Source organism: Vagococcus sp. JNUCC 83 (assembly GCF_053667615.1).
Window position 1 is genome coordinate 1,099,523 of sequence record NZ_CM132204.1, and the last position, 22,270, is coordinate 1,121,792.

At 33.1% G+C, this 22,270-nt stretch carries 26 protein-coding genes; 2 read left to right on the forward strand and 24 right to left on the reverse strand.

Features of this window, described 5'->3' with window-relative positions; translation table 11 throughout:
* Positions 1-11: 11 nt before the first annotated feature.
* On the forward strand, positions 12-1,010 hold the full coding sequence (locus JNUCC83_RS05220; RefSeq protein WP_454461161.1) for an acyltransferase family protein: 999 nt from the start codon (positions 12-14) through the stop codon (positions 1,008-1,010).
* 18 nt (positions 1,011-1,028) lie between these two features.
* Here the strand turns inward: JNUCC83_RS05220 and JNUCC83_RS05225 are convergent, their stop codons facing one another.
* The 23 genes from JNUCC83_RS05225 to JNUCC83_RS05335 form a co-directional block, all read right to left on the reverse strand.
* Positions 1,029-3,110, reverse strand: coding sequence for a BppU family phage baseplate upper protein (locus tag JNUCC83_RS05225; protein ID WP_454461162.1), 2,082 nt, complete (start codon positions 3,108-3,110; stop codon positions 1,029-1,031).
* A gap of 19 nt (positions 3,111-3,129) precedes the next feature.
* Complete coding sequence (locus tag JNUCC83_RS05230; protein WP_454461163.1) at positions 3,130-5,847, reverse strand: phage tail spike protein; 2,718 nt, start codon at positions 5,845-5,847, stop codon at positions 3,130-3,132.
* Positions 5,844-6,584: a phage tail protein gene (locus JNUCC83_RS05235; RefSeq protein ID WP_454461164.1), complete on the reverse strand. Its 741-nt coding sequence runs from the start codon at positions 6,582-6,584 to the stop codon at positions 5,844-5,846. The genes JNUCC83_RS05230 and JNUCC83_RS05235 overlap by 4 nt, the downstream gene beginning before the upstream one ends.
* Positions 6,574-9,084, reverse strand: a complete 2,511-nt coding sequence (locus JNUCC83_RS05240) for a phage tail protein (protein ID WP_454461331.1) — start codon at positions 9,082-9,084, stop codon at positions 6,574-6,576. The genes JNUCC83_RS05235 and JNUCC83_RS05240 overlap by 11 nt, the downstream gene beginning before the upstream one ends.
* 41 nt (positions 9,085-9,125) lie before the next feature.
* Complete coding sequence (locus tag JNUCC83_RS05245) at positions 9,126-9,323, reverse strand: hypothetical protein (RefSeq protein WP_454461165.1); 198 nt, start codon at positions 9,321-9,323, stop codon at positions 9,126-9,128.
* Between the two features lie 5 nt (positions 9,324-9,328).
* Positions 9,329-9,682, reverse strand: a complete 354-nt coding sequence (gpG, locus tag JNUCC83_RS05250) for a phage tail assembly chaperone G (protein WP_454461166.1) — start codon at positions 9,680-9,682, stop codon at positions 9,329-9,331.
* Complete coding sequence (locus JNUCC83_RS05255) at positions 9,682-10,299, reverse strand: major tail protein (RefSeq protein WP_454461167.1); 618 nt, start codon at positions 10,297-10,299, stop codon at positions 9,682-9,684. The genes gpG and JNUCC83_RS05255 overlap by 1 nt, the downstream gene beginning before the upstream one ends.
* Positions 10,299-10,685, reverse strand: coding sequence for a phage tail terminator family protein (locus JNUCC83_RS05260; RefSeq protein ID WP_454461168.1), 387 nt, complete (start codon positions 10,683-10,685; stop codon positions 10,299-10,301). Before JNUCC83_RS05260 ends, JNUCC83_RS05255 begins: the two co-directional genes overlap by 1 nt.
* Positions 10,686-10,688: 3 nt before the next feature.
* The gene (locus JNUCC83_RS05265; RefSeq protein WP_454461169.1) at positions 10,689-11,087 is read right to left on the reverse strand and encodes an HK97 gp10 family phage protein; all 399 of its coding nucleotides are present in this window, start codon (positions 11,085-11,087) and stop codon (positions 10,689-10,691) included.
* The gene (locus JNUCC83_RS05270; RefSeq protein WP_454461170.1) at positions 11,080-11,448 is read right to left on the reverse strand and encodes a hypothetical protein; all 369 of its coding nucleotides are present in this window, start codon (positions 11,446-11,448) and stop codon (positions 11,080-11,082) included. The genes JNUCC83_RS05265 and JNUCC83_RS05270 overlap by 8 nt, the downstream gene beginning before the upstream one ends.
* Positions 11,448-11,792, reverse strand: a complete 345-nt coding sequence (locus tag JNUCC83_RS05275; RefSeq protein ID WP_454461171.1) for a hypothetical protein — start codon at positions 11,790-11,792, stop codon at positions 11,448-11,450. The genes JNUCC83_RS05270 and JNUCC83_RS05275 overlap by 1 nt, the downstream gene beginning before the upstream one ends.
* Positions 11,793-11,805: 13 nt before the next feature.
* Positions 11,806-12,090 (reverse strand): hypothetical protein, encoded by a 285-nt coding sequence (locus tag JNUCC83_RS05280; RefSeq protein WP_454461172.1) that lies wholly within the window; start codon positions 12,088-12,090, stop codon positions 11,806-11,808.
* Positions 12,091-12,131: 41 nt separating this feature from the next.
* The gene (locus JNUCC83_RS05285) at positions 12,132-13,025 is read right to left on the reverse strand and encodes an SU10 major capsid protein (protein ID WP_454461173.1); all 894 of its coding nucleotides are present in this window, start codon (positions 13,023-13,025) and stop codon (positions 12,132-12,134) included.
* A gap of 12 nt (positions 13,026-13,037) precedes the next feature.
* Positions 13,038-13,664 (reverse strand): capsid assembly scaffolding protein Gp46 family protein, encoded by a 627-nt coding sequence (locus JNUCC83_RS05290; RefSeq protein ID WP_454461174.1) that lies wholly within the window; start codon positions 13,662-13,664, stop codon positions 13,038-13,040.
* A gap of 174 nt (positions 13,665-13,838) precedes the next feature.
* Complete coding sequence (locus JNUCC83_RS05295) at positions 13,839-14,099, reverse strand: DUF2829 domain-containing protein (RefSeq protein WP_454461175.1); 261 nt, start codon at positions 14,097-14,099, stop codon at positions 13,839-13,841.
* Between the two features lie 55 nt (positions 14,100-14,154).
* Positions 14,155-14,523: a hypothetical protein gene (locus tag JNUCC83_RS05300; protein WP_454461176.1), complete on the reverse strand. Its 369-nt coding sequence runs from the start codon at positions 14,521-14,523 to the stop codon at positions 14,155-14,157.
* Between the two features lie 12 nt (positions 14,524-14,535).
* Positions 14,536-15,588, reverse strand: coding sequence for a phage head morphogenesis protein (locus JNUCC83_RS05305; RefSeq protein ID WP_454461177.1), 1,053 nt, complete (start codon positions 15,586-15,588; stop codon positions 14,536-14,538).
* Positions 15,563-17,038, reverse strand: a complete 1,476-nt coding sequence (locus tag JNUCC83_RS05310; RefSeq protein WP_454461332.1) for a phage portal protein — start codon at positions 17,036-17,038, stop codon at positions 15,563-15,565. Before JNUCC83_RS05310 ends, JNUCC83_RS05305 begins: the two co-directional genes overlap by 26 nt.
* Positions 17,039-17,050: 12 nt before the next feature.
* The gene (terL, locus tag JNUCC83_RS05315; protein ID WP_454461178.1) at positions 17,051-18,427 is read right to left on the reverse strand and encodes a phage terminase large subunit; all 1,377 of its coding nucleotides are present in this window, start codon (positions 18,425-18,427) and stop codon (positions 17,051-17,053) included.
* A complete protein-coding gene (locus JNUCC83_RS05320; protein ID WP_454461179.1) occupies positions 18,414-18,854 on the reverse strand; it encodes a phBC6A51 family helix-turn-helix protein in 441 nt (146 codons plus the stop codon). Before JNUCC83_RS05320 ends, terL begins: the two co-directional genes overlap by 14 nt.
* 66 nt (positions 18,855-18,920) lie before the next feature.
* On the reverse strand, positions 18,921-19,583 hold the full coding sequence (locus tag JNUCC83_RS05325) for a hypothetical protein (RefSeq protein ID WP_454461180.1): 663 nt from the start codon (positions 19,581-19,583) through the stop codon (positions 18,921-18,923).
* Positions 19,584-20,041: 458 nt separating this feature from the next.
* On the reverse strand, positions 20,042-20,521 hold the full coding sequence (locus JNUCC83_RS05330; protein ID WP_454461181.1) for a sigma factor-like helix-turn-helix DNA-binding protein: 480 nt from the start codon (positions 20,519-20,521) through the stop codon (positions 20,042-20,044).
* 34 nt (positions 20,522-20,555) lie between these two features.
* Positions 20,556-20,930 carry a hypothetical protein gene (locus tag JNUCC83_RS05335; protein ID WP_454461182.1) on the reverse strand — a complete coding sequence of 125 codons (375 nt, stop codon included), beginning with the start codon at positions 20,928-20,930 and terminating at the stop codon, positions 20,556-20,558.
* A 407-nt stretch (positions 20,931-21,337) separates the two neighbouring features.
* Here JNUCC83_RS05335 and JNUCC83_RS05340 point away from each other — a divergent pair, with 407 nt between their 5' ends.
* Positions 21,338-22,021, forward strand: coding sequence for a DUF4145 domain-containing protein (locus JNUCC83_RS05340; RefSeq protein ID WP_454461183.1), 684 nt, complete (start codon positions 21,338-21,340; stop codon positions 22,019-22,021).
* Here JNUCC83_RS05340 and JNUCC83_RS05345 read toward each other — a convergent pair.
* Positions 22,018-22,182, reverse strand: coding sequence for a hypothetical protein (locus tag JNUCC83_RS05345; protein WP_454461184.1), 165 nt, complete (start codon positions 22,180-22,182; stop codon positions 22,018-22,020). The genes JNUCC83_RS05340 and JNUCC83_RS05345 overlap by 4 nt on opposite strands.
* Between the last annotated feature and the right edge of the window lie 88 nt (positions 22,183-22,270).

Genomic DNA, 22,270 nt, shown 5'->3' on the forward strand with positions numbered 1-22,270 from the left:
GAGTTGTTATTTTGACAGTCAAAAGAGATTATAGGATAGATTTTTTGCGAGCATTAGCCATTATTTTAATCATGTTAGCTCACACAAATCTTCCGAATTTATTATTTAATATTAGAGTGTTTGACGTGGTTCTCATGACGATGCTTATGAGTATGTCATTTGTTCTTACATACAAGCCTAATGAAACTTACAAAGATTATGTTATTAAAAGATTAAACCGGTTAATTATTCCAGCTTGGATTTTTTTAAGTATATTTTTTATTGTTTTTACTATTATTAATATATTTGTTGCCAAGAAGTACAATTTTAATTTAAAAAGCATTTTAGGTTCGTATTCTCTAATTTCTGGTATAGGCTATGTTTGGATTATACGAATTTTTTTTACAATAGCTCTATTCAATCCCTTGCTTTTAAAGGTAAGCCGGTTGACTAATAAAATGTATTCAAAACTCTCTCTTATATCAATACTTTTAATTATTCAGTACATGTTAGCAACTTATGCCAAAGGCTCCAATGGCATTAAGAAATTAATTTTTGATATTATACTTTCTAATTCCTTTGGTTACTTAATTGTCGCTTTGATTGGTATGTATATAATCAAACAGACAAAAAAAGAAAATTTACTTTTGTTACTATATTCATTTATTATTTTTATAATAGGATTATTTTCAACAAACGGAGGAGCTGTTAGTCAATTTAAATATCCTCCATTCCCATATTATCTATCTTATGGCGTTTTAATGAGTTTAATTCTTTGGATGGTTATTTCAAATAAAAAAATATTACCTAAATTAAATAATAGATATACGAATTGGCTCTCATATAATTCTTTAAATTTATACTATTGGCACATTATTCCTGTTTTCACTATTCAGCATTACTTCAGTTCCACCCCAAATTTATTTATACAAATATTACTAGTTTTTTCTTTTGCTATTATCATGTGTTTGATCCAAAATAAGTATTTTAAAAACCTCTTTAATATTAAATTAAAACCAGTTGAACTATAAAATACAACTGGTTTTTCCTTATATTCCTAATATATCACTCACGACAAAATAGTTACACTTATCAAGCACTTCTTGTGTTCCTGATATATTTTTTAGTAGTATACTGTCTGTCACCTTTTGAAAAGTTGACGTGACTGGTAAATATTCATTAAGCGTTGATTGCCAGACAGGCTCTAGCTGTACTGTCGAATCATCATTAAAATTAGTGTTTGTATACGACATCGTTGGTCTGAATTCTACTTTTATCATTGTTTTTCCATCTTTCATACCTGTTTTAAAAACTAAATGACCTACGAACTTATTTTTGTATAATGGACTACCTTTTCTTGTCCAAACTGCTGAAACATAGATTTCATTTTCTACAAAAAAGGCAAAATACTCATCTAAATTAATTCTAAAATTCATACCTGTTTTTTCAGCTAATTTTTTTATTCTTAACTTTTTATTTAAAGATGTCATTTTATCTGTTTGTTCAGCGTATATCGATTTGCCATCTAGCACCATACAGTTAGACACATCAACATTCACATTTCTATTCGTTTTGCTAAAATCAAAAATCGGTGTATTTGTAGAAGTATTGCTAGAAAGATCGTAAGACAAAACTTCTGTGTACATATCACCAAGTTTAACTCCAGCTTTTTTGTCCGGATTAACATTGTCACCAAAAAAACAATTATTAATAGATAATCCAACATGTGGCTTTGTTCCATTTGACAAGTCCATGTCTAGAAACTCATTGCCCTCAAAATATAGATTGTTGAAATTGGCACGTATTAAGTGAGTTGTTGAAATTGCTGGTTGCTTAGAAATCCCTTCAATCACTCCATTTTCAATAGCTAAACTCATCGCAGCATAATTACTTGTACTTGTTTCTGTTAATCTTAAAAGTCCACCTGTCGAAGCTTCGTGTAAGAAATTATCAAACTTAACATCATAAACATTTCGAGCATCGATAAAGTAATCTGTAATATTAATAATGTCAGTATTTAAAATTCTAACTGTTTGTAAGAATTCTTCTGATTTGATAAAGGTTGGTGTTTTATGAAAACTACATCCATCAGTAATCACTTGGATGATTTTTCCTTTGCTTCCTCCTTCAATCAAAGCGTGTTCTGATGTCCCTTCTTTAAACTTAACGTTTTTAAAATATAAACCACCAGACCACTTATCTTCTCTCCCAGAAAACATGAAATCATCTTGTTTATTAATCAGACCTCCACCAGCACCTCGTATGAATAGAAATGGGCGATTCATTGAAACTCTTAGTGTTTCTGTTATCTCATAAAAACGACCTAAACGGATACTGTAATCACGATTATATTGTTCACAAAAATCAATCGCTCGTTGCATAATTTGAGAATCAGTTAATTTCTCACCAAGTTTTACTAAATTGTCAGGATTAATTTCATATTTCCCGATGTTGTCTGAAACGGACAATAGTCCTAACTGATCATCGAAATAATCACCTCTAGATTGTAAACTTGAAAAATGTTTGTCTAACATTTTTGAGTATCTTCCATCAATCAACTCAATCAGAATTTTACCGCCTGGATCAATCGACTCTAAGATTTCTCTGTTGCTTTCTACAAACTTCTCCCACAGGTCTTTTTGGTCTTTTTGATAATCAATCGCATCTTGTTTTTGTTGGTTATAGAAGTCTTGGTATAACTTAAACAATTCTTCTAATCGAATAATATATGAACTGCCATCAGTACATGTTTGGTATTTTGATGGAATGATGTGATAAAAGAATGTTTGTGTTGAATCAACATAAGAACCATCTTCAGTTCTAAATTCAAAATAAGCTGCTTGAAGCGGATTAGCTTGTTGCATGTCATGATTATTCATTGTGTATTGAATAATCCCTTTTTTAGCATCTATGATTTCACCACGTTGTTCGACTACTCTATCTCTTGAAAACTTTGTATTAAAATAGACCTCTTTGATATTTCGTGATGAAAAATCATAAGGTCTATTGTTTTCCGTTACTCGTATTTGCCATGTTTCAGACGTATTATCTTGTCTGACTTTAACCAAGCCAATGTTATTAAATGGTTCCGTTGTAGACAACGTTTTTTTCCATTTTACTATTTTAGTCATTGTCTACCTCCTTATCTATTTATTTAGGTGGAATGACGATTGAAGCAATGTCATTTGGTGAATAATAAGCACGTTCTAATTTCCCACACACTTGTCCTAACTCGGTATTTTGTTCATATGTTTGAATCTTACCGCCCTCTAGTCCTCTAATGACACCAGTATGGCCATAAACACCATCAGCATACCAACTTCCAACACGACCACCACGCGACCAATTAATAATCGCTCCTACTACTAAATCGCTGATTTGCGGATTATTAATAACTTTCCATCCAACAGCTGACCAATTATAAGCAGAACCAATATCTGACGCTGACATGGTATTGCCAATAACATGACTAAATCCATATTTTGTTCCAGCACCTAAACCACATCCGCCTAAATAACCTGAATATTCAGCAGTTAGTCCATAGCATTGACCATTGCCTATTGTTCGACCAACCAAACTTTCTAAATGGTTTAATCCTTCTTCACCTTTTTTACTTGGTACATCTAAGTCTCTAAATAGATTAAACCAGTTTAACGCATACGCTTTACGTTCTGGATGTGCGGCTGCAGGACGTTCAAAGTTTAATTCGAATGCAGTTGCTGCAACTTGTGGGTCTGTTAAATTTTTAAAAGCTGACACACTAGTTGGATTGACTTTACCAATCCATTGTCCATTGTACATACACCAATCAATTAGTTTTCCTTGTGCTTGATATGTAGTGTAATCATCTTTAATACCAGCTTTAGCCATTAAACGCTGAACATATTCTCGTCCATCCCACGTTGGACTTCCGACTAATGGATAAGCCGAACCATCCCACTGAACGCATCCATAACCTGGTCCACTACCACCGCCTTGTACAACATCGGGATTCATACTTGGTCCTGCTTCGCCTTCAACATTTCCTAAAATTCCACATGCTGCTGCTTTAGTATAGCCAAGAGAAAGAAGAATCTGATATAACTCCCAAGCAAACTTTTGACCTTGGTTTGTCAATTCTGGTGGGTATTGACCGTTCCAAGAACCACTTGTTGAGCCACCACCTTGACCGCTACCATTTGTATCAATCTTCACTCCGTTAACGTAAAGACTTCCTTTAATGTTTACTTCGCCAAAAATGTTTGCTTTCGGTTTATCAATAGTAGAATCTGCAGGTATTTGAAAGACGGCTGTTGATTTTCCATTTCCATCGGCTGAATTCAATGAGAAAATATACCCTGGATATTGTGAAATTGCCAAACCATTGACTTTACCAGTGGAAGCACTACTTGATGAGAACAATTGACCTAATATTTTGTCAGACATTACATCAATGAATTTGATTTTTCCATCAAACATATCAATCAAAAAGTTCTCGTTTTCAGCTTGAATTTGCACGCCATTTAAAATACCAACTTTGATAAAATCAGCATTCAATTCTCCATTAATCCCCCAAGCATTCTTAAACGGACCCAACCACCCATCACGAGAAAAACCAATCCCTTTGTTATTAATCGCTATTACATCTTTTGCCGTATCAACAGAATCCGTATCCATAAAATAATGTGTATGTGGTTTGTTTTTTGGATATTGAAGAATACTCCCTCCTTCGACACCATTAATCAATCCCGTTATATAATCTACAAACTCACTCATATAACCTTTTTTAGTTAAAGTTTTGATAGTTTCTTGTAAATCATAGTTTTGTTTAGTAAAAAAGGACATACGAGAATCACCCGCAATAATCTTTTTGTTTTTTTCATTCAATGAATCATAAACAATACTTGTGACCTTACTATCAATATGAATATTGTAAAGCTTGTGATAAACGCTAAAAGTATCAAATAAACCATAGTTCTTCATTTTACTAAATTCTTTTAGCTCTTCGGAATCCGTTAATTTTTCGATGTCTAATTCGATTGATACTTTCGGTTTATCACTACCTGGGTTAATTGATTTAAAATAATTTTTTGCAATTCTATTTAAACTTTTTAAATCTGTTACACCTTGTTCCTCGGTAAACTGAACATGATAAGAATAGACGTCTGGATAATTTTTAATTAAATCACTGTCAACATTATCTCCGTAAATTCGTTTTGTTTGTCCATCATCACCATTTTGTAAATCTGCATAGGGTAAAACACGAGTAATAATAGATGACCAGTCTAACCTTATTTTTAATCCATTGAGATCTTTTCCATATTTGACAGTACCGACATTATCTCGTCCACGTCTTTTTAATAAAGACAGCTTAAAAGGCTCTCTTTTTATTTCTCCACCCCAGTATTGGAGCATTGAACCTTGTTCACCAGCAATACAATTTAAAACATTCCTCGCTTCAAATTGTGTTGATGATTCAGTTTCGATATCAGAGTATAACGCTATATCGGATTTTTGATCCATGTTTTCCTCAATCATTTTCATTGCTTCTTGTCCACTTTTAGAACTAATCTCTAATATCTGAATTTCACGATACCCAAGTTTATACGTTCGTGATTGACCATACACTAAAATTGAATTATTAATTGTATCTTGATATGTGTTTTTGATTTCAAATACGTGATAGTCTTCTTGATCGTTTGGTTTCGCCTTAATTTGATACCCATTGTCAAAATAATCTTTAAATCGACTTTCTAAAGGATATTCTAATTCTAATTCATATTTACCGTTCGCCTCTTCTGTCACATCGCAACGTGAAGTATCCGTTAAAATACCTAATCCGTTGTGTGAAAAATCTTTTTCAGTTGGCAAGTAAATTCTTGGTTTCATATTTTTGTCCACCACCTAGGCAATAATTCAAATCTTGAAACGTTACCTGTCCACTTTATTTGCATTAATTCTTTTGGTAACATTGGAAAGTCTAAAAATGTTGTCTTGTGATCTAGTGTAATCATTCTATTAGTGTCAACCTTATAGCTTTCCTCTAACAAAGAATCGATAATTATCTCATCATCTATCTTTTTTAAATCATATTTTTTTTCGTTAATATAAAAAGAAATATCCCCCTTACCCAAAAGATGAATCTTTGGTTTAGAAGAATAATTTTTCGGATTATACAACTCATCCCCATTTTTTAAATCTATCCATTCTCTTCCAGTAAACGTTTCTTTAAACGGCTTTAAGCTGATTGAGAAATCAAAGGGAATTAAATTCCCATTGACTCGTTTACCTGTAAACGAAGGAGGAGATACAACGATTGCTTGATAAATGTGTTCTCTGTCAAAATAATAATAAAAGTCGCTATATGAATTCATATCTAGCCAATTAGCAATCTTTTCTTCCAAGTGAACAACATCATGCAAATATTGAGATTTTGCATAACATAATATTTTCCATTCAACATTTTTATAATACTTAAAATCAAAAACTGCTGAACTATTTCCAGGTCTTTCTCTCAATTCGATAACGCGACCTGAAGAAAGGCGTTCGGGTCTATCTCTCATAAATACATTAAATTCTTCACTGCTTTTATTATTAATTTGAAATTGTCCTCGTCTAAATTCCACCGAACGCCCCTCCTTTTGGTGCATCTTCTCTATCTTTTACATCTTTTATATATTTTACTAATTGTTCTGCCATTCTCATTAACTGAATTTCAGATAATTCTCCTAATGATTGTAAATTAATATTGAACGTATCGCCGCTTGATGATGATTTCTTATCCTGTGAGCTATTTTGCGTATTGAGTAAGTTGCTTTCAACAGTACCTCTAGATTTAGTTGATAGATTAACAGTCGGAGCGTTTAGTTGGTCCGTAAATTCATTATTTAGTTCTCCCGCTACACCTTTAATGTCTTTTTTAACTAGACCAAAACCTGTCTGTAATCCACTTCTTAAACCATCCATTATAGCTTTACCTGCTGGTATTAATAATTTGCGATCATATTCAATTGGGCCTTTGTGGTCTCGAATCCATCCGCCTATTCCACCAACAAAGTCTTTACCAGCTTCCCAAGATGATTTCAGTCCATCTACAAACCCATCGATAATAGCCTTACCTGCTTCAAAAAGATTAATGTCTTTAATCTTATCAAACCAACTGATAATATTTTCAACAGTATTTGATACATTGTTTATCATTGTATCCCAAGCTCTTTTTGCCCCATCCTTAATATTATTAAATGTATCAATTGTCCCTTGTTTGAGATTATTCCATTGTTTAACTGTTCCCTGAACTAAATTATCTATAAGTGTCGATAACCAACTTTTAAATCCATTCCATAAACTTCTCCCTAATTCAATCGTTGAATTCCAAGTATTTATTGTTCTATCTTTCAATGAATTCCAAAGATTAACCGCTGTATCTACAATAGCCTTAACGTAACCTACTACCATATCTTTCATCGTGCTCCATATGATAGAAGCATTGTCTTTAATAGTGGTCCAAATCAATGATAAATCTTCTTTTAGTTTAGTAAAATCACCTGTAATTAAATCAATTAATAACAATATAGGACCCAATATGACAGATTTAATAATTTCCCATGATGAAGCTGCGATTGTTTTTATCTGTTCCCATAGATTTGAAAACCATTCAATCATTGGAATGAACGGAGAGAATATCGTTGTAACATATTCCTTAAAAGCTCCTGTTATCACATTCCAAACATCAGAAGTAGTTGTTTTAATACTATTCCACATATCTGAAAAGAAGCTAATTATTCCTGACCAAGCTTCTTTAATTGTTGCTATTGAGTCACTGGCCCATGAACTAATTGATTGCCAAGTATCTAAAGCGAAATCTTTAATACTTGTACAAATTGACTCGATTGTTTCTTTCACTGAGTTCCAAGCTTTGATAACAATATCTCGAAATTTATCATTCGTTTTCCATAAATAAATCAATCCTGCAGCTAAACCTGTCACAGCTGTTAGAATCGCTACAAATGGATTAGCTAATATCGTGGTATTTAATATTTGTTGCGCTACAGTTGCTCCTTTTGTCACATCGCGCCATGTTTTAAACCCTTCGACTAAACCTGTAATAATACTTTGAATCTTCAAAGCAGCAGTCAACGTCGCTATACCGCTCGCCAAACCAATTAAAAGAGGAGTAAAAGGCTCTAATGTATCATAGAACTCTTTTACTCCTTTTATTGTTGGAGGAATTATTTCCGCAACTTTTTTTAAACTTGACTCAAATTTTGAACCAAAGTTAGCTATGATTTCACTTATACTTCCAAATCCAGCATCTTTTAGCCCATCATTTAATTTTGTTACAACATCCGCTACTCCACGAACAATCGCTGTTTTTGCGTTTGCTATACCTGTTTTAATACCGGATGTTGAATCACTTGCTATTTGTTGAAGTGATTTTAGACCGCCACCACCATTTTTATTTAGATCGATAAGTGCGTCTTGAAATTGAGTAACTGATATTTTGCCACTCGATAAACCTTCTTTCATTTCACCAGTGGTTATCCCCATTTGTTTTGCTAATGCATTTAACGCAGGACCTAATCCGCTATTAATCATGGAATTCCAAGTTTGTGCATCTACTTTCCCATTAGAAAAAGATTGAGACAACTGAATAATGGCGTTGTCCACCATTTCAGCACTACCTCCAAATCCGAGTATCCCATTATTTAACGCAGAAAATATCTCCTCCGACTTGCTTAAATCGTTGGTAGATGACGCAATTAATTGAACTCCTTTAATCGCACTGTCTAATGGTGTGGGCAACCCATTTATACTTTCTTTTAAAGCATCCATCGTTTTTGACGTTTCTTTAGCACTAAATCCCATATTTTCAAATACTCGATTAGAGTTATTTAATGTATCTACACGGCTAATCGCCCCATCAACACTACTTGAAATAGCTCCCATTCCTGTTGAAATAATTTTAGTTGCACCACTAGCTAAAAAGTTACCAACAAATGATGTCCAAATCCCCCCAAGAGAGCGACCACCTTTTTGACCTGCGTTATCTACTTGCCCATCAAACTTATTTAAGTTTTTTATGGCATTATTCATTCCAGCTGTAAATCCAGATTCGTCGAGTATCATTTTCAACACTAAATCTTCATTGTTCAAAAAGTGTCACCCCCTTAGAACATTGTATTTTCATCGAGATACTTCACATCATTATGCTCTTTAACTGCGTCTCTAAAAGCGAACAATTTCATCAACTCATTTAAATCCGTATTCTCTATTTCATTTAGTGTCCAGCCATTTTCAAGAAGATTTAGCTTTAATTCAATTTCTCTGTATAATGGCGTATAAGGAAAATAGGGATGTTGTAACAAATCAGTTACTTTTTTTTCTGTTCCGAATAGACTGCGTCATACCCTGTAGACACCGAACCTAATAACTGGCCTGTTACTTTTAATATTTCTCTTGCGTCCATTCCATCAAGGTACTCTTGTCCTGTAAATTGACCCTCAAAAATAACTTCTGCTATAAAGTTGTAGCATTCTCTTAGAACTGGTCGAATTTCTTCCATATCGTTCGTTTGAGTTGATTGCTCTAATTTAATTTGTAAATCTGTTGCATCTTCCATTACGGATCCTGGTAATATTTCAGCAGATTTATATTGCTTTGTTTTATATTTTCCATCTTTGCCTTTTATATTTAATTTAATTGTTGTCTGTAACTTACTAGCCATTAATTATCGCCTCCTGTATTTTTCGTAGCTTTATAATTAACTGGTTTTTTTACTTCACTAAACCAGTTTTTAATAACAACAGGATCAACACCATCATCGTCTGAATCGACAGACCACATATACCCAATGCCTGGCACATCAACAAATGTTCCAGTCCATTCTGGATGAGTAAATGTGATAGAATTTCCTTCCTGCGTCTGAGATTCATCACTACTTAATGCAAATTGTCCTTTATACAGAATAGTGTATCGATAATGTCCATTGGATTTTTTTCTCCTATACACAAACGCTCCATCTGGTGCAATGTCATCGCCAGAGCGTAATATACCTCCGCCAACAAAAGTTGCTCCTGAAATATCAGATAGCACTTTATTTGTATAACCGTTTGTTGTTAAAGAAACTTCCGCCCCACCAAAAGCAGTAAATTGATCTTGAACTATACCGTCACCATAATCCTGCGTTGTCTCATAATTAAATGTCGGGCTAATACTTACAGCTGTACCAATCGTAATTGGTGTTCCATATGTTGGGAAATCACTTGTTTCTTCTATTAGTGGAAACCACGTTGGTTTTTCAACTGATATGATTCCCGTAGAACTTCTTTTTGCTTCTGCCATCACTTATCACTCCATTCGATATATTGTGGAAATGCAACAGTGAGATTAATATGTTGCACGCCATCTGTCTCAAACTCTAAATAATCTTCTGGAAATATTTCATTTCCATCAATTTCCAAAACATTAAAAAAGGCCTCACATTGTTCTGTGAAGTCTACAATTTTTTTACTTATTTCTTTACTATTTTTTCTATTAACGAACGCTATATCAACAGCAAACATCTTATTTTGAATATTTATACCAACATTTTCTGTTCCTGAACTTTCTACACTAAGTACTATGTAAAACTCTTTTTTTGATTGCATAACAGAATCAAGATAGATAGTTACACTTTTATCAATCTGTTTTAACTTATCCGTCAAGCACTTAACTACTCTATTTTTCATCTACTATCCTTTCTTAGCAATAATAATCGCCATTTGTTTGAATCTTTTAGGTATATATGTCATGTTAGCTAGATTATTTGCTCTTTGTAACATGAATCTTCCCTTAACAAACCCACCATTTTTAGTTCTATGACCATCGTTAACATATTTAAAATATTTTTCATTATTAACCAACGCACCAACTATTCTGCCTGAAGACAATCTACGAGCTTTCATAATTCTGTAGCCACGCCTTAAATTACCAGATTTAACTGGTGTTAGTGGCGTAATTAATTCTAGAATCTTACCTAAAGAGTCATTCACCATCGCGATTCCTTCTTGCTCTGCAATAGGAGTCCACTTTTTGAAATTATCAATGACTTTTTGCGCATTTGAACTCATACTATACCCTTGTCTAGCCATTTATATCACGTCCTGTCAGATTAATTTCTGTATGAGTTGGATAAAAGAAGGGCTTCTTCGCAAATAATATGTGTTTATGGCCTGTTGATTGCGTAACGGTTAATTTATCACCTTTAACCACATCAATTCCTGGTCTTATAAAAAGTTTTTGATCATCGTACGTTACATTAACCGAGTTTGTTCCTTCAATGACTGGTAAGTCATCTTTTCTAGTATTTTGTGATAGTGCGCATCTTACGTCGTCATAAATCTTTATCCAATTCTGCTCAGTAAGACCTGTTTCCTTATTCTCTACATCATCAAATCTTTCAATTCTACAACTATCTAAATAAGTTGTTGCTAAAATATCCGCTTCATTCATCAGTAAAACCTCAACATGTTATCACAACCAATCAGACGTTTAATTAAATCTTTATGACCACTTAATAAATTTTGAACCTGCCCGTTACTAGATTCATAACTAATAGTCGTATCGCCACGTCTGACAGATGATACAGACTTATCCAGCTCAATCTTCATTGTTTGGTATAAAACCTCTACAACCACATCTGTGAACTTTCCCCAAGGAATAACTTTCCCACAAGTGTTATAAGATTCTATTTCAAGCAAAATTAAAGACAGAACCGATTTAGCTCTGTCTTTATTTACATCTGGCATTTGTTTTTTTAGTGACTCAATGATTTCTTTCTTTTGTTCATCAGTCATAAAGAATCACTTCCTATTCTTCAACTAAATATAGATCCTGCGCCTCATCTAAAATAGCAATAGCTTTTAAATCTGTTTCATCAACAAATAAGCGCCCTTTTTCATTCACAGTAATCAATTTACGAGTTTCTGGATGAACAAACCCAACAAAGTTTTTGCCTTTGTGAGTACGGTATTCCAGTTTGTTAGCTGCTTTTTCAGTTTCTGCTTTAGCTTTTTTATCTGCTGCTTTCTTTGATTTTTCAGCTTCTTTTTGTGCTTTAATTTCTTCTGGTGTTAAATTTTTATTTTCAGTCATTATAATTTCCTCCTAAATTTAAAAGAGAATAGCCTTTAAAACTACTCTCCACCTTCTGCAAGATTTAAAATTGCTCCTGAGTTAGAAGCAGTGTACTCAATTGTGTACTCACCAACGATACCGATACGTTTAGAGTCGGTCGTTTTAGCTAATTCTTCAGCTCTCCACTCACGTAAAGGACGTAGGTTAACATAGTTAGTATCTAAAGCAATGATTGTTCCAACTGGTAAAGACGGTTCGATTAAAATTGAACCACTACCAAAGTTTGAAACGATTGTTCCTAATTTCAAACCAAATGTAACTGTTTCGCCAAAGTTTAAAGTTTTAGTACCTTTGTCAGCTTCGTCTGTGATTAATTCAACCATATCTGGTGAAGCTAATAGCAACTTATCTCCCATATAACCTTTGTCATACATCGCTTTGAACATATTATCAATATCCTTACGAGTTACGGCAGTAGCGGAAGCAGTCTTAATAATGTTCCCTGCATTAATTAAGTTCATAATACCGTTTGTTAATCTACCTTTAGAAGCCGTCTCATCAGCTTTAACCCCCACTAGTAACTTACGATTTAAATCAATTTTCATTTCCATTGCACGTTGAGCAACTTGGTTAGTTAATTCATTACCTACGCCATTAACATCGATAGCATCCAAGGTGCCTGATACAGATGTTGATTTACGGAAAATCTCTGTAAAGTTGTTGAGCCAAACTCTACCAGATTCTGCATCAGCGTAATTTCCACCCTCTAGTTGACCAGATGAGTCATCTTCATTAATGTCGTATTCTCTCCATTTAATTTCAGTTGATTTAGCAGGAGTTGTTTTACCTGCTCCAAGTAACCAAGATAAAAATGGTGTGTTAGGCACTTGCATAGCATTAATTGCTGGCGAAATGTCTAGGTACTCTAAATTTCCAATATTCGTTTTTTTCATGTTTTTTCTCTCCTATATATTTAATTTTCCTAATGATTCGCCTAACAGCGCCATCGGGTCTTTTATTTCTTGTTCTGAACCTGTTTGTTGTTGCTGTTGATTTTTGTTACCAAAAGCATTGTTCATTTCCATGCTTTTGATTGCTTCAGCATGTTTCTCATTAATTGTTGATAAAACACCTGTGAAAGCTTCTACTGCATTTTGAGTAAATTCTGTGTCAGCACTGACAAGATTATTAAGCATAAAATCGGATACTGTTTCTTTTAAATCTTCATCAAGAGATAAATTTGATAACTGAGTCGCAACATAAGTTTTGTTCTCGCTAGTAACTCGTTTTGCTTTTTCTTCTTCAACAACTGCTTTTAGTTGTTCTAGTTCAATTTGTTCTGGTGTCTTGTTATTCTTAGATTCCTCATAACTTTTAATCATTTCTTGTTTGATTTTATCTAAGTTATTCGCTTTCCAAGATTCCAACTGTTTGTCTGCAACTGATTGAGTTTGAGATTGAATAAATTTTTGTGCATCCTCATTTGACTCTACAAATGTTTTAAAATCCTCAAATCCAAATTGCGTTTGCGAACCTTCCTCACCTTCACCAAAAAGTTGCAAATTAACTGGTATTAATTGTTTGTTTTTCATCACACATTCTCCTTTTCGTCCCACGATTCGTTTTAACGCCCCGCATTACGTTTTAGATATAATTTGTACGCCCATAGTTGCTAACGCCCCTACATTCGTTAGTTTTATGTCGTTTCGGACAAAATAAAAAAGCCTAGTGATTAGACTTTGTCGTTACTGCGCTCTGCTCTACTTTTACTCTACTATTTCCCAATCGTTCGATAACATATCGCTTTGACTTGCTAACCAACCAACTTGAACTTGGTTACTAGTTGTTTTGATTGCTAAAACATCAGTGATAGTAGGTTCTCCCTCATATTCTCCGAACCCGTAATGTAAAATACTTTGTAGGTCAGTTCCTTTAACCAAATAAACAAATTGATTTTTGCCATTCCAACCTTTTCTTTTAATACTTTTACCTAACTTTACTTGTTCTAATGCTTGCCCAAAATTCATTTCTATTCCTTCTTTCTACTTTTAGTTAAAATAAAAAAGCAATCGTTAGATTACTTTAAAACCTATCTAGATAATTACCTGTGGCAATTCGTTTCATAATATCTTTTTCTCGTTCAATGTATCCTTTGACTTTTTCTTCCGTAAGAATCAATTCTTCACCATCTAAATTTACCGTTAATTTATTACCTTTGATATCATAAATTTGTTTCATTCCAATACCGTTAGAATTTATCATTATAGATGTACCAACTACTGAATTTCCGTTAATTGTCAATGATCTTGCTTTTCTATCAAGATTGCCACCTGATTTCAAATCTTCCCCTCCGTAATTAAGTGCTTCTTTTTTAGAATGAGTTAACGGAACTTTTGCCCCACAACATGCACAACATTCTCCATCGATTGACCAATGTAAACATCCAATCATTAGTATATCCTCCTATTTTTTATTTAATTTAACCCCAAATTTATCCATCGCAAACTCGTCTAACAAATTACCAAACATTTCTTCATACATTTTATCAATATCATCACTAATATCTGCCATTTTAGGTATTTCAGTGCATCGACATAATGTGTGATAAGGCGGGTGCCAATTATCTTTTATAATTTTCCCGTGACGACCATTGGGTCCGTCTCCACACACGTCACACACTCTTTCATCTTCTGCTGACCAAGATTGCATATCTTTAATACCTGCATCGTCTGCTGCTTTTTTTAACCCCTCAACTGCAAAGTGGGCATATTCTGTTCTAACAAGATTTTCTATTGCTTGTTTAAATTTACTTTCATCTTGTTTGAACATGTCAGCTATTTCACTGTTGTGTTTCATCTTCTTAATCGCTTCTAGTACTCCTTCGCCACTTTGAATAGAGCCAACGATACTTTGTGTCAAACTCTGTTCTAAACGTGATATATTGCCCCATAATCGATTAGAAAATGTTTTTCCACTCCAAGGATAATTTAAAATAGCTTTTAATTCTTTATCAGATAGAACATGAAAATCTCCTGGTCCAACTAAAGTCATAAACAAATTACTATTTGCGTTATACATTCGTTTTACAATGTCCTCTAAATCAGATTTAAGTTTTGAGTTAACATCTTTTGACATTGCTTCATTTGCTAGTATATTAAAAATATCTGAACGCAATTGTAATAATCGGTTGATTTTTGCGTAATCATAAGATGGAAAGAACTCGTCGATAAATTCTTGGTATTTTTTATCGGAGTTCATCAATTCTTTGTAATTTTTATCAATATACTCTCGATACCGTTTTTGATCTCGCAAACTATAATCTGTCATCAATTCTTCATAAGTTATCTTATGTAAATCTGCTTGAGAAAGAAGTTTCTCTTGTATTTTTTTGATGGCCTCTTGAAAAATTGGATTAAAATAATCAAGTGTTTTATTCTCCATTTTCAAACGAATTTTATCTTCTAACTCTTTTCGCTTATTCCAATACTTTTCACTCGCTTTTTGCTTCTTTGACATCAGTCCCACCACCTAAATTACTATAATCGCTGTCTGGGTATTGTTGCTTGCCTTCCAAATCCATCATTTGCATTTCATAGTCAACGTCTTCAACAAATGGTATTTGATTCATAATAGTTCTTTTAGAAACATAAGGCGCTAATTTAGGTAGGGCATCTGCTAAATACCCTATATCTGTCGGCAAACTTCTGCTAAAAGTAAAGATAACTTTATTAACATCTATTTTTTTCTTATCTTTAAATTCCATAAACGCTGAAATTGTTTCTGCTACTTCTTTCAATCCCTCTCTAAAATATTGCTCTTTAGTATTCGTTTTAGCTTCAAGAGCGATTATTTGCCATTTACGAGCTTCACCAGAACTATTGGATTTAAATACCTCATCATTAAAATCAATTGACTTAGTAATTGTAAAAAATGTCTTTTTAAGTAATGACATATGGTATTCGTTATAATCTTTATTCAAATCTTTGGTAACAAAACTAACATTTGCACTTGGGTCAGTCATATTGATAATCCCTAAATTGTTCATCATATTTACTGCTTCTTCTTCGTGTAACCTTGAACCAGTCACCATCATATAAGCTAACTTAAACTGTTCAATCTCGTTCTGTTGGTCGGATAGGCTCCTATCGTATGCATCTGCTATTTCCTCAGCCACATCAAAATCACAATAACGATTTGTATTGTTTTTAAACTCTGACAGATATATACATTTCAAAGGATTATTCACTTCTCCCATGAACTTAAACATACCACTTGCGCTTAATCCGCTGTATTCAACATAACGATTATATGTCGTTATACTGTTAACAGTAATAACTATCATTTCTTCATAAAACTTCTTCAAATGTGAATCATATTTTTCTTTAATTAACACCGCCGAATTTCCAAATCGTTCTGCCTTCCAAGGCTCAATATTAGACGCTCTTAACTCCCAACCGTTTTCAGTTTCTACTGGCTCTAACAACCGAAATGCTAGACCACAAGCGCCTTGAAATCTTGCTGTATCTGAATCAAGCATTGGAAATCTCATATCACTGATATAGTCAACCAATAAATCAAATTCTTGCGGTGTACTAGATTGCTCAATGATATTTCCAAAAAGCTTGTCTTTCATACGCTCTAAAATCGTTCTTTTTTGCTCTGACACATCATAATCCCATTTAATAGGAATTCCTGTAAAATGGTCCGCTGCTTGTTCAACGACTGTATTATATAAACCTGCATGTAATTTGTTATTAACCTTAATAATATTAGTTTTTGGTTTTGGACGACTATCTATTTCATTTTCTTCACTTGTATAAGCTAAGTATTTACGTTCACGTTCATCAAAATAAGGTTTCATATCAGACATAAATTCATTTGGATTAAACAGTTCGTCCTTTATTCGTGTGGAATGCTTTATTCTTAATCTTTTATATTTTTTTAGCGTTAAATCATGACTTATCAACAATCTCACCTCCTAAAATTTAATAAATACTGCTTTGTTATCATCTGACAATGTTTCAACAATTCCTGTCACAGTGTCAGGCGCATCATCATTCTTATTCTTACCTTCTTTTTGATAACTAACCATCGCTTCATAAAATTCTGGCCACTTTATTTTCCAATCAGATGGAAACAGAACATTGTTTTCAACAAGTGCTGAATTGGATAGTATCCTTGATTGTTTATTCGCAGATTGGTGAAACGTCTCGTAATACGCTCCTCTGTAACCTCGCTCTTTAACGATTCTCTCTGAATTACGAGAAAAACCACGTCCTCCAGAGTTTGCCTCTATCCTAACGTGGTTTACTTTATTATTTTTAATTTGCTCTGCATGCGCTATTTCCGTTTCTTCCATCGGTGCTTTAGTATATATAACATCTAAAACTTCTGCCATATGGTCATTCGTTTCACCGAATACAATCGAACATAAATAATCCTTACCCGCGTCAGCAGTATCCGTGTAATTCCAAATCTTGATATATTCTGAACGTGTTTCATATGTAGATAACTTTTGATATAACCGGCCTTTAATATCAATAGGTTCTTGTTGATAATTAGCACTTGCTATATCTGCTCCCATTGTTTTAGAACGTCTAAAATATTCCTCTTTTGACAATACTTCATCGCACAGCATTGTATCTGTTTCTTTGTCGTATGCTTTCATACTAATATGCTTTAGCTTAAAACCCATTTGAGGAAGTTCTTTTAATGCTTTTCCAGCCAAATCATTTGAATGCCAACGTGTCATGATAATAATGATTTTCCCACCAGTCTCTAAACGAGATAACATTGTATTCGTAAACCACTCCCAGTGTTTTTCTAACACCATAGCATTATTAGCTTCCTCAGCATTTTTGATTAAATCATCAATAATAATGATGTCAGCACCAAATCCTGTTGCAGTTCCTGTAGGAGAAGTGGCGAGATAATTATTATACTGTCCTTCTAAACTCCATAAGTTCATAGCGCCATCACCATGCTTAATAGATACATTTGGAAAAATATCAGAATAGACGATAATATTTTCATCTGCTTTCGTTTCCTGTATTGTATTTCTCACATTTTTAGAAAACACTGTTGACAACGTTTCATTATATGAACCCGTCATAATTTTTTTAGTTGGATCGTTGCCTAAAGTCCATTCCACAAATTTACCGCCAGTACGTGATTTTCCATGTCTAGGTGGCTCATTAATAACTAATACATCATGCTTATCATCATTTAAAAATCCTTGTAATTCATCACATAAAGAAACTAAATAATTTCTATTTGGCTTATAAAATTCTTTTGCCATTATAAAACAATAGTGAAAAAAATAGCTCCTCGCTAAATCTTTATCAAGTTGATTCATTTTTATCACTTCCATATCTGCTCGAAGCCAACTCTTTTAATTCCTCGAAAGATAGTCCTACTAAAGAATTTTCTTGCTTAATATCCATCACACCTGAATGTTTCACTTCCTGCTTATCTTTATAAATATCAGCAATTGTTAACAACATCTTTCGATCTTGATGTCCTTTATCAGTCATGGCAAATTTATAGGTAGCATTAAGAACATCAGCTGCCTTTCCTTTAATCAAATCCATTGTTGTATCATTTACTAATTGTCTGAATTCTTCTTTTTTCATTGCATCATAATACTTAAATCTGCTGATTCCTGCCACCTTACAGATTTCAGTAATTGATTTTCCAAGATAATCAGGGTTTACCAACACTTCCAAAAGCCTTTTCTCAGCTGGTGTTGTTTTATATTTGTTATCTTTTGTTAGGTCTGACATCCTTAATACTCCTTTCTTCACAAAATAAAAACACCCACGATTGTGAGTGTTAGAATATTATTTATTTTACCAAAATTCAGCTGTTTTTAAATCTTTCTGTAATTTAAAATAGTCCTCTTTTGCTTTTAAAAAGGCCGCTTCATATACTTCACCAGATTCATTTTGAAATATTTCTATATTGGAATAATTTCTTGTTAATACTTCATTTTTTTGCTTATCCCAACAATATGTAATCATATGTAGATGTTTCGAAGCATCTATTCCTTTTATAAATAAAAAATAATATGAATAATTTATAGAACCGTCCTTTGATGTATAGATAGTATTAAACTTAGATAATCCCGCAGAAGTAGTTAATTTGTTAGGAAATATTCTTTTATACCAAGGTATTTCTTTTAAGAAGTTACTTGTAGGCATTTCTGATACTTTTTTATACTCTCCATCTGTATAAAAAATTATGGCTGTTTTGTCAATAAATCCTGTAACCCTTTCAATACTTGGGACAATTGCTTCTAACTCTACACCATCAATTGTAATCTTGGATGTTAAATCTGGTGTAGTTAATATGTTATAGGTTAATACTTCTTTATTTTTATTATCATAAAAAGTAATTAGTGATAAAAATAAAGCTGCTGATGAAATAATGATTGGTAAAATTTTTGAAAGATCAAATCGTCTTTTTTTTGATTGATAAATTACTGTATATTTTAGTTCAGTATTATTACCCATAGAATACCTCCTTTTTTTAATTATAACAAAAACCCTACCAATTAAGATAGGGGAAAGAGGTTTTCTATCTAAAAAGAACATTCTCGCTACAAGGGAAAATGTATTACATCGCCATCAGTCGACACTAGGCGAAAACTCTTGCTTATTCGTAGGCAAGGAATCGAACCTTGCATGTTGTTCTCCCTACCCCTTTTAAGCTTTCCTTTTTCAGCTAGGCTGTACTCATTGAACAACTTATCCAAAGCTATACTTAGCGTCTACCCTTTCCTCCACTACGATTATTAAAGCTATCTTCATTCAATACCCGACCAGCAAACGCCAGTCGGTCACATGACAAATCTTCAAGTAAGTTGGAGTATGGCAGCTCAACTATTTCTTGAAAAATTACTACGTTATAAGAATAACGCATATGATTCAATACTTACATGCATACAATGAGCGAACATTTAGTGAACATCTCAAAATAAAGTAATCTGTTTATCTTTAGTCCGATTATTTTCAAAATACTCTAGTTCTGAAATCTTCTTTTGTCTGTCATTGTTTGCTGCTTCGTATTCATCAACAAATTTTAGTATGTTTCTGACATTAGCATGTTTTTGTCTTATGTAAGACGTGCTATAACCAGTTTTTTCTGCTATTTCTTCTAATGTCAGATTATCAACATATTTAAGTTTTACTATTTCGTTTTCTATACCTGAAAAAGAGTTAACGAGCTTTATCATTTCTTGTTTTTGTTCTTCCAGCCGTTCTATTTCTTCTGTCATTTTCTCAATACTGTTTTCAAGGGATGATGATCTAGAGTTCTTTTCAATTTTAATTTCTGACAAATCTCCATATACCCATCTATCAAGCTCTAGCTTGCTTTTATTGAGATTCCACTTTAGATATAAAATTTGGTCTTCTAATTCTTGATAATCCTGTAGCCATTGAAACCTCAAAATACCACCCCTTAAAATTTTCGTTTGTTTATTACTATGATCCATTCTCAAATGCTGTTTTTGTTATCTTGTACCCATTCACCTTAATGCCATCTGCCGCTCGTCTTGATGCTGTTGGAGGTGAACACCCCACATATTTTGCAAGTGAATCTGTTTTGTAAAATATTTCAGTGTTTCCATCTTTCTCTGCTGAAAAAACATAGGTTGGTTTTTTCTTACCGTAAATGCTTTTATCACGTTGCGGTGGTTTATCTTTTTTCTCCCGCTTCTTAATTGGAATACCTAACTGCAAACGCAACACGTCTATTTCTTGGCATATTGGACAATTATCTTTTTGACAAAATATAGGTTCATCATGCTCGTTAACCAGTTTTTGAATTCTATTTGCTATTTCAAACAATTTAGCCATTATTTACCATTCCTCCTTAACCTTTTCTTTATTTTGTTCACAAAACATTCTTATTTTTTTAATTTCAATTTAAGTTTTAAACTATATGATTAAGTCAGTTCAAAACAAGAAGGAGATGATTAAAGCTTTTGACACATTGCTTTTTATCAAATTTGCTTTTCTTGTTTATAAGGAAAGTCAAAAAATGTTTCCAAATTATTGAGCACTGGAGGCTCATTTGCCTCTAGTCTCATATTCTAAGCTGTGGGCGAACGTGGTGTTTTCACTCAATGAGTCTAAACGTGTGTTTGTTCTCTATTTACCGAGGTGTAGGTTCGAATCCTACCGTCCACTTTATGGCTAAATTTTTTATTCGGTCTTTTTTCATTCCTTTTATTTGATATAATAAAAATAAAAGGAGTTTTTTTATGGCAAGTAGATTTTTGTGTCCATTTTGTGATTCATATTTTCCAATAATCGACAGTACTTATCGAGAAGTTGCGGCCGCTTCTAACATTTTTAAAGATGAAATTAATTCTGGAAATGGTCGTAGGTATTTTCCTAATGATGAATGTATTGTTAAATTTTATTGTTGTCCTAACTGTAATAAAACATCCATCGAATTATTAGGAAAAGGCTCACAAGTAAAAGACATGTGTTGGAATATTCAACCTGATAGCAATGCTAAAGCATTGCCTGATTATATTCCATCATCCGTAAAACAAGACTATGAAGAAGCTTGTAAAATTGTCAATTTAAGTCCTAAAGCTTCAGCTACTTTATCAAGAAGATGTTTACAAGGGATGATTAGAGATTATTGGAAAGTTTCTGGTAAAAAAAATCTCTATCAAGAAATTGATGCTATTGCTGATGAAATCACCCCTCAAGTAAAAAAAGTTTTAGATAGTGTCAGACAAATAGGCAATATCGGAGCGCACATGGAGAATGATATAAATTTAATAGTAGATATTGAGCCTGATGAGGCGCAACAACTAATAAATTTAATTGAATATTTAATGGAGCAATGGTATATCCAAAGATATGAATCAGAATTGATGCTCGCTTCGATTATTGATATTAATGAATCTAAGCAAGAAGAAAGAAAAATTTAATAATCGTCTTTTTCAGCCAGAAGTTCACCTTTTTTATCCCAGTACTGATGAACTAATCGTACTGGGTTTTCATTTGATCCGTTACCTCTGGTTGCTGTTGTATGAATTACTTCTATTAATTCAACGCTTCTAGGTGTTTCTAAAGTTAAATCTGATTTCATAATTAAATCCCTCCACAGTTAGCTTTTTTTATTTGCATTGCTTGTAGTTTTTTGTAGTTTATTTGTTATTCTCCTTTAAGTTTCTGCC

Bases quoted from the DNA above. Each gene is read 5' to 3' on its own strand.
- JNUCC83_RS05225 (WP_454461162.1), bottom strand. From the start codon at position 3,110: ATGACTAAAATAGTAAAATGGAAAAAAACGTTGTCTACAACGGAACCA.
- JNUCC83_RS05295 (WP_454461175.1), bottom strand. From the start codon at position 14,099: ATGAATTTTGGGCAAGCATTAGAACAAGTAAAGTTAGGTAAAAGTATT.
- JNUCC83_RS05285 (WP_454461173.1), bottom strand. From the start codon at position 13,025: ATGAAAAAAACGAATATTGGAAATTTAGAGTACCTAGACATTTCGCCA.
- JNUCC83_RS05280 (WP_454461172.1), bottom strand. From the start codon at position 12,090: ATGACTGAAAATAAAAATTTAACACCAGAAGAAATTAAAGCACAAAAA.
- gpG (WP_454461166.1), bottom strand. From the start codon at position 9,682: ATGGCTAGTAAGTTACAGACAACAATTAAATTAAATATAAAAGGCAAA.
- JNUCC83_RS05270 (WP_454461170.1), bottom strand. From the start codon at position 11,448: ATGAATGAAGCGGATATTTTAGCAACAACTTATTTAGATAGTTGTAGA.
- JNUCC83_RS05275 (WP_454461171.1), bottom strand. From the start codon at position 11,792: ATGACTGATGAACAAAAGAAAGAAATCATTGAGTCACTAAAAAAACAA.
- JNUCC83_RS05320 (WP_454461179.1), bottom strand. From the start codon at position 18,854: ATGTCAGACCTAACAAAAGATAACAAATATAAAACAACACCAGCTGAG.
- terL (WP_454461178.1), bottom strand. From the start codon at position 18,427: ATGAATCAACTTGATAAAGATTTAGCGAGGAGCTATTTTTTTCACTAT.
- JNUCC83_RS05265 (WP_454461169.1), bottom strand. From the start codon at position 11,087: ATGGCTAGACAAGGGTATAGTATGAGTTCAAATGCGCAAAAAGTCATT.
- JNUCC83_RS05335 (WP_454461182.1), bottom strand. From the start codon at position 20,930: ATGGCTAAATTGTTTGAAATAGCAAATAGAATTCAAAAACTGGTTAAC.
- JNUCC83_RS05305 (WP_454461177.1), bottom strand. From the start codon at position 15,588: ATGTCAAAGAAGCAAAAAGCGAGTGAAAAGTATTGGAATAAGCGAAAA.
- JNUCC83_RS05290 (WP_454461174.1), bottom strand. From the start codon at position 13,664: ATGAAAAACAAACAATTAATACCAGTTAATTTGCAACTTTTTGGTGAA.
- JNUCC83_RS05300 (WP_454461176.1), bottom strand. From the start codon at position 14,523: ATGATTGGATGTTTACATTGGTCAATCGATGGAGAATGTTGTGCATGT.
- JNUCC83_RS05230 (WP_454461163.1), bottom strand. From the start codon at position 5,847: ATGAAACCAAGAATTTACTTGCCAACTGAAAAAGATTTTTCACACAAC.
- JNUCC83_RS05240 (WP_454461331.1), bottom strand. From the start codon at position 9,084: ATGATACTCGACGAATCTGGATTTACAGCTGGAATGAATAATGCCATA.
- JNUCC83_RS05260 (WP_454461168.1), bottom strand. From the start codon at position 10,685: ATGAAAAATAGAGTAGTTAAGTGCTTGACGGATAAGTTAAAACAGATT.
- JNUCC83_RS05255 (WP_454461167.1), bottom strand. From the start codon at position 10,299: ATGGCAGAAGCAAAAAGAAGTTCTACGGGAATCATATCAGTTGAAAAA.
- JNUCC83_RS05325 (WP_454461180.1), bottom strand. From the start codon at position 19,583: ATGGGTAATAATACTGAACTAAAATATACAGTAATTTATCAATCAAAA.
- JNUCC83_RS05345 (WP_454461184.1), bottom strand. From the start codon at position 22,182: ATGAAATCAGATTTAACTTTAGAAACACCTAGAAGCGTTGAATTAATA.
- JNUCC83_RS05340 (WP_454461183.1), top strand. From the start codon at position 21,338: ATGGCAAGTAGATTTTTGTGTCCATTTTGTGATTCATATTTTCCAATA.